At 50.5% G+C, this 2846-nt stretch carries 3 protein-coding genes and 1 pseudogene; all 4 read right to left on the bottom strand.

The features are described 5' to 3' along the window. Nucleotides 1-459: 459 nt before the first annotated feature. Nucleotides 460-765 carry a hypothetical protein gene (locus tag THISIDRAFT_RS07800; RefSeq protein WP_221914051.1) on the bottom strand — a complete coding sequence of 102 codons (306 nt, stop codon included), beginning with the start codon at nt 763-765 and terminating at the stop codon, nt 460-462. After that, nucleotides 665-1087 (bottom strand): transposase, encoded by a 423-nt coding sequence (locus THISIDRAFT_RS15365; RefSeq protein WP_418896127.1) that lies wholly within the window; start codon nt 1085-1087, stop codon nt 665-667. The genes THISIDRAFT_RS07800 and THISIDRAFT_RS15365 overlap by 101 nt, the downstream gene beginning before the upstream one ends. 81 nt (nt 1088-1168) lie before the next feature. Further along, nucleotides 1169-1258, bottom strand: a pseudogene (locus tag THISIDRAFT_RS07790) (IS200/IS605 family transposase); the annotation flags it as partial. Nucleotides 1259-2002: 744 nt separating this feature from the next. Continuing rightward, the gene (locus tag THISIDRAFT_RS07785) at nt 2003-2776 is read right to left on the bottom strand and encodes a hypothetical protein (RefSeq protein ID WP_221913978.1); all 774 of its coding nucleotides are present in this window, start codon (nt 2774-2776) and stop codon (nt 2003-2005) included. Nucleotides 2777-2846 lie beyond the last annotated feature (70 nt).

The following is a 2846-nucleotide window of genomic DNA, read 5'->3' as shown; positions in this document are numbered from 1 at the left end:
GCTCCTAAGAAGCTGTCAAACTCACTAACATAATAAACTAAAAATTACGAGTAATTAAATCAATTAATGTTCTTAAACTGCTCGACTTTTCTCTAATCCTTCGGACTCTATATTGTCGATAAACAGGCACAGAGTAAACTTTTTTTCTTCATATTGTTCGGTAATTTCATCATATTTATCTAAGAAATATCCGTGAGCTTTAGTTAGTTTTTATTCCATTATGGCAGCGACAGATAATACTAATGGTGCGCTTTCATTAAGAGCATCCATGTTTTCAATAAAATCGAAAACTACATCATCAATCTTTTTTCTTTATCATGCTCTCCATTTACGTAAATGCTTAGGGAGCGTTAACAATCAAGCCAGCCAAACGAAGGCTGACACGAGACACAGTAGCGACGGATAATTCCGTGCCAGCCGCTCATAGAGCGTGGCGATTGGTGTGAATGCTTTGATGTTCTAGAAAAACCGCTGGACAAGGTTGCGGTCTTTATGGCTGTGCCAGTCAACCTGGATGACATCCAAACGGTTCTTCCTGGGGGGAATCACGGGTTCAGCCCCCACCGCTCGGATGATGTCTCTCGGCGCAGTCGCATCGTAGCCTTTGTCACCCCGTCCCGCGTTACGGGCAAAACCTTCAAGCAACGCCGGAGCCACACTGTATTCACAGGCCTGGTCCGGGGTGAGAATCAGCCGCACCGGGTTGCCCAAGGCATCGAAAGATGCATGGATGTTGGTGCTCAATCCGCTTCGCGACGTGCCCATCGCCTCGGTGTCCTGAGCGTTTTTTTGATGCGCCCTGCGGATGAACCCTGACAATAGTGCCGTCCATCATCAGCGCCTCCAGATCAGGAGCATCGGCCCACGTCTCGGCAATGCGTTGCCAACCCCCCTTTTTCGACCACCGGTTATATCGCATGTAAACCGTGTGCCAGCGTCCAAAGCATTCCGGCAGATCCCGCCAAGGCGCCCCGGTGCGCGCGATCCACAGGACCGCTTCCATAAAGCGGCGGTTATCTTTGGCGGTCACACCGCAGTCGGTTACTTTGCCAGGGGAGAAGCGGTTCAAGTCTCTCCCATGGGTCATCTCGCAGCATGAGTCGGGGCATTCGTTATCCCTCCAAATCCCGTTATGCTACATTAGGCACATAAATTAGTAATTGTTAACGCCCCCTAGAACTTTGTAGCGATATTTCGCAACCCAGACAAAGTGATACTCAATTTTGAAAACGGTATGGCTGCCATATCGATAATTCACCGTTCCTCCCGTGCCATGGCTGATTCTGCTGGATGCCCTACCTTATCAGCTAAGGACTGAAGATGAAATCTGCCCGTCTAAAGACGGGGTTTTTAACCTTTTATATTGAAAACAAAACGCAACTACTCAGGCTATATTATGTAATTAAAATATTAGGGAATTTTAAAAATTTAATGCTTAATGCGTAAAATTTAAAATTGAATATAAATCAGTAATTTACAGTCATGAACCACAAAAAAAATTAAAGCTTTTTCGAAGAAATTATTGTAAAAAATTGTTTTGCAAGTGATCAAAAAGTGCTACCTAGCCTGAGTGGTTACAATAAAACTATAATTTCGACTGCTTTTTTACTGATAGCTTTAACACCTGGTATGACTATTGTATTGAAACATTGCGACGTATCAGCTAAGGAAGGTCTGAATAACGCTGGTTTGAAACCACGCCATTATTGCAAATGCTTCTCAGCATCATTTGACTGCGATTTATGGTCATATTTCGGCCATTGTGCGCGGCTTTCTGGCCCGAAAACCGCCTAATCGACGGATTTCGGGCGTAGTAACCCTATGCGGGTAACAACTTCTGCGCGATCATCAGGTTCGTCAAGCCAGCCAGCCCGTAAAAACGGTTGCGATTCTTCGCTTGGCCTCGGTAGCGAACCTTGGAGTCGCCAAATACGCGCTGTCAACCCAATTCAGAAAAGTCCCCTTTTGTGCAAAGCAGAAGTGTCCCCCGTAGAATGCGTGGTTATGGTGTTTGGGCTGGTGCCGGAGTGATGTTGCCCCGACCTCTCCAAGGGTGGTCCGGCGCCGGTTTGTAGGTTGGCTTGGCGGTCTGTTTTGCCTTGGCCTGGTCGACGCTGTGGTGGACACTTTTTTCATCATCCAGCGGTGTGGGCGGTTCGCCCTCAGCCAACAGACGGTAAGGCATGATGTGCCCCTGGTGCAGGAGGGTGATGGTGCCGTCGAAGGCCTCGCAGACGGTGAGGGTGGCACCCCGCAGGCGGTAGCCCTTGCCCTGTCCCTGAAGCTGATATTCCCGGTTCTTGAACTGGAAGCAAAGGTTCTTGGAGAGCTTACAGGTATGGTGCATGCAAAGGATGAGGGCCTGCTCCTCGAGGCTGTGCAGCACCGGTCGGTGGGCATCCTGGGGGCTTTGTGGCTCGACGGCGAAGCGGGCGTTGAAGTCGGCCATGAAGGTGGGGGAGGAAGGCGTTGGCGGCGTCGATGTCCGAGATCTCACGCAGGCGCAGCTCCTTGACCAAACGGTCTTGCAGGGTCTGGTTGGCCCGCTCCACCGCCCCTTGGCCTGAGGCGTGTTGGCATGAATGGCGGCGATGTCGAGGGTCTTGAGGGCGCGGGAAAACTGGGTCAGCTCCCCGTCGTGCTCAGGATGATTGACACGGAAGATGCTGTGTTTGTCTGAGTAGAGGGCCACCGGACGTCCGTGCTGATCCAGGTATTGCTGTAGGGTCTCCATGTAGACCTGGGTGGTCTCGGCGGGCACGAAGCGCAGGGCCATCAGGCGCCCTATGGATGCGGGCCTGTTTGCGTTGTCTGGGCTGCCATAACCCATCGGCAATCATCCACTG

Source organism: Thiorhodospira sibirica ATCC 700588, assembly GCF_000227725.2.
Taxonomy (GTDB): domain Bacteria; phylum Pseudomonadota; class Gammaproteobacteria; order Ectothiorhodospirales; family Ectothiorhodospiraceae; genus Thiorhodospira; species Thiorhodospira sibirica.
The sequence above is the reverse complement of the archived record's forward strand: the minus strand, read 5'-3'. Positions and strand labels throughout refer to the sequence as shown.